The organism is Agromyces binzhouensis, assembly GCF_004135055.1.
Taxonomy (GTDB): Bacteria; Actinomycetota; Actinomycetes; order Actinomycetales; family Microbacteriaceae; genus Agromyces; species Agromyces binzhouensis.
This window is the reverse complement of record NZ_SDPL01000344.1, coordinates 1-3,494: the sequence shown is the minus strand read 5'-3', so window position 1 is coordinate 3,494 and position 3,494 is coordinate 1. Positions and strand designations below refer to the sequence as shown.

The following is a 3,494-nucleotide window of genomic DNA, read 5'->3' as shown; positions in this document are numbered from 1 at the left end:
CGACCAGGTCGCGCGCGCCGAGCGGACCGCGCGGGACTGGCGCATCCGCTCCCTCGACCGCGATCGCCTGCGAGCGACGCTCGAGGCGGCGGGCTGGGCCCGGGCCGCGCGGATCGACAACCTCGGGGCGGTGGTCCCCGTGGCGTCCGAGGAGGAGGCGGCGCAGTTGCTCGCGCACCTCATCGGATCCGGCGTCCCGGTCTCGTCGTTCGCTCCCGCGGTCGGCGACCTGGAGCACGTGTTCCTCGATCTCAGCCGCAACGGGGAGGAGGACGCATGACCGGCTTCCTGCAGGGCCTCTGGCTGGTCGTGACGCTCGACCTGCGTCAGCGCGTGCGCACGGTCGCGTGGTACGTGCTCCTCGGCGTGTTCGTCGTGCTCGTCGCCGGCGTCACCGTCCTGCTGGTCCTCGCGACCGACGCGTTCCTCGACGGCGGCGGCGGGGTCTTCTCCTCGATCGTGTTCTTCGTGCTGCTGCTCGGCACGCTCGTCTCCCCCGCGCTCAGCGCGAACGCGATCAACGGCGAGCGCGACGCGGGCACGCTCGCGACCACCCAGGTCACGCTCGTCACGACGACGCAGATCGTGCTGGGCAAGTGGATCGCGGCATGGATCACGGCGCTCGCGTTCCTCGCCGCGGCCGTCCCGTTCCTGGTGTTCGCGGTCGCCCTGGGCGAGGTCCCGGCGTCCACGATCCTCGTGTCCACGCTCGTGACCGCGCTCGAGCTCGGGGTGGTCGCCGCGATCGGCGTCGGGCTCTCGGGCCTGCTGACCCGGCCGCTGTTCTCCGTCGCGGTCACGTACCTCGTCGTGGCGGCACTCTCGATCGGCACGCTCATCGCGTTCGGCCTCGGCGGGGCGTCGGCGCAGTCCGAGGTCCGGGCGACCAACACCTACGTCGACTGGATGACGGTCGAGCGCGACGGGGTCCCGCCCGGCGAGGAGCCCCCGTGCCTCCCGCCTCAGACGTGGACGTACGACGTGCCGCGGTTCGACCACGTGTGGGGCTTCCTCGCAGCGAATCCGTACGTCGTCGTGGCGGATGCCGCGCCGGCGAGCTTCGACGACCGGGGCACGCCGACCGACATGTTCACCTGGATCGCCGTCGGCGTGCGACAGGCGCAGCACGCGCCCGAACTCGAGGTCGTGTACGACGAGTGCGCGAACTGGACGCCGAGCGGCACGGTCGTCGACGACGAGTCCGAGACGCCGCGAGACGTGTACGAGGACTCGGTTCCCTCGTGGTTCGTCGGCCTCGCCATCCACCTCGTGCTCGCGGCCGGCGCACTGGTGTGGGCCGTCCGGCGCACCGCGACGCCCGCGCACCGGCTCCCGCGCGGCAGCCGCATCGCCTGACCGGTCGGCAGCACGAGACGTTCGGCGCGCTCAGCCCTCCGCGGCGCGCACGTCGTCCTGCATCGAGCGGATGGCGCCGCGCAGCGCGCGTTCGGCGTCGAGACCCTGCGCGCGTGCGGAGGCGACGAGCGCCAGGAGCGTGTCGCCGAGCTCGGCCTCCGTGGACGGCGCGGACGCGGGATCCGTCGGCATCCGGCTCACGCCGACCTTCTCGGCCCTGCCGAGCAGCTTCTGCGCGAGCGCGAGCGCCGGCATGCCCTGCGGCACGCCGTCGAGCACGCTCGTGCGGTGCGGCTTCTCGCTGGCCTTGAGGTCGTCCCAGAACGCGACGACGTCGGCAGCGGTCTCGGCCTCGCGGTCGCCGAAGACGTGCGGATGGCGCGCCACCATCTTGGCGGTCATGTGGCGCGCGACGTCGTCGATGTCGTAGTCCTCGCCCGGCGTGTGCGCAGCGAGGTCGGCGTGGAAGAGCACCTGGTAGAGCACGTCGCCGAGCTCCTCGATCATCTCCTCGCGGCTTCCTGACTCGATCGCGTCGATGAGCTCCCAGCACTCCTCGACGAGGTACTGCACGAGGGACTCGTGGGTCTGCTCGGCGTCCCACGGGCACCCGCCCGGTCCGCGCAGGCGCCCGACCATGGCGACGAGCTCGAGGAGCCCGTCGCCGGCGACCGGAGCAGCGGCCGCGGCATCCGTCGTCGCCCACTCGGCCGCATCGTGCCCGCCGGTCGTTCGCGTCATGACCCACCGCCCCTCACCGGGCCGTGCGCGACCCGTCGCTGCGAGCCTAACCGCGCCGCCCGATAGACTCGACGGCAGGAGTGCCGGGAAGTCTGGTCGGCCGACGCGTCGCGCGTCGTCGCTGTTTCCGCACGGCTCCGTCGCCGTTTCCGACCCCCGTCAGAGGTGCCATGAACATCCTCCGCTCCGAGCGCGTCTCCGCGTCGCTCCTGCTCGCCGCCGCCGTGCTCGGCCTGATCCTCGCGAACTCGCCGATCGGTCACGACCTCGTCGAGTTCAAGCACGCGCATCTCGCGATCCCGTTCACGGGCCTCGACCTCTCGCTCGGGCACTGGGTGAGCGACGGCCTGCTCGCGGTCTTCTTCTTCATCGTCGCGGTCGAGCTCCGACGCGAACTCGTCATCGGCGAGCTGAACAGCTTCTCGAAGGCGGCGCTGCCCGCCATCGCCGCGCTCGGCGGCGTCGTGGCACCCGCGCTCGTCTTCCTCGCGTTCGCCGGGGCGGGCCCGACCGCCGACGGCTGGCCCATCCCGACGGCGACCGACATCGCGTTCGCGCTCGGCGTGCTCGCGATGTTCGGACGCTTCATCCCGACGCGCGTTCGCGTCTTCCTGCTCGCGCTGGCCGTGCTCGACGACCTCATCGCGATCCTGATCATCGCGTTCTTCTTCACCGCCGATGCCGACCTCGCCTACCTCGGGTTCGCCGCCATCACGGTCACGCTGTTCGGCATGATGAGCCGGCTGCTCGCGCCCCGGTCGCCGTACGTGCTCGCGCGGCGCGCCCTGTGGCCGGTCATGGTCGGGCTGTGGACGCTCGCCGTGCTCACCTGGTCGTTCGTCTACCTCTCGGGCGTGCACGCGACGATCGCGGGCGTGATGCTCGGACTCGTGATGTCGCGTCGCCCCGCCGGCCGTGCCGTGCACTCGCTCGAGCCGATGTCGAACGCGGTGATCCTGCCGCTGTTCGCGTTCTCCGCCGCGCTCGTGGCCATTCCCGCGGTGCGGCCGAGCGAGCTCGACCCGGCGTTCTGGGGCATCCTCGTGGGCCTCCCGGTCGGCAAGATCGTGGGCATCACGATCATCGGCGGCATCGCCACGCTGTTCGTGCACCGACGGACGGGCATCAAGCCGCTCACCTGGTCGGACGTCGCCATGGTCGGCGCGCTGGGCGGCATCGGCTTCACCGTGTCGCTGCTCATGAACGAGCTCGCCTTCCGCGAGTACCCCGAGGTCGCCGACCAGGGCGTCGTCGCCGTGCTCATCGGCTCGGGCATCGCGATCGCGATCTCGGCGGTGTTCGTCAGCCTGAAGTCGCGTGCGTACCGACGGCGCGGCGCCGCGGAGGGCGTCGGCGGACCGCTCGCGCACTGAGCGCGCCGCCCCGGCCGCCGCTCG

General features: G+C 72.1%; 4 protein-coding genes. 3 read left to right on the top strand and 1 reads right to left on the bottom strand.

The features are described from left to right. Together ESO86_RS19035 and ESO86_RS13820 are read left to right on the top strand one after the other, a co-directional pair. Positions 1-280: nitroreductase family protein (locus ESO86_RS19035; RefSeq protein ID WP_479722787.1), on the top strand; the 280-nt coding region annotated here is incomplete at its 5' end. After that, positions 277-1,356, top strand: coding sequence for an ABC transporter permease (locus ESO86_RS13820; protein WP_129235526.1), 1,080 nt, complete (start codon positions 277-279; stop codon positions 1,354-1,356). The genes ESO86_RS19035 and ESO86_RS13820, both read left to right, overlap by 4 nt. A 30-nt stretch (positions 1,357-1,386) precedes the next feature. Here ESO86_RS13820 and ESO86_RS13815 read toward each other — a convergent pair whose 3' ends face one another. Next, the gene (locus ESO86_RS13815) at positions 1,387-1,995 is read right to left on the bottom strand and encodes a nucleoside triphosphate pyrophosphohydrolase (protein ID WP_242492374.1); all 609 of its coding nucleotides are present in this window, start codon (positions 1,993-1,995) and stop codon (positions 1,387-1,389) included. A gap of 272 nt (positions 1,996-2,267) precedes the next feature. Here ESO86_RS13815 and nhaA point away from each other — a divergent pair, with 272 nt between their 5' ends. Beyond that, positions 2,268-3,470 (top strand): Na+/H+ antiporter NhaA, encoded by a 1,203-nt coding sequence (gene nhaA / locus ESO86_RS13810; protein WP_129235524.1) that lies wholly within the window; start codon positions 2,268-2,270, stop codon positions 3,468-3,470. Positions 3,471-3,494 lie beyond the last annotated feature (24 nt).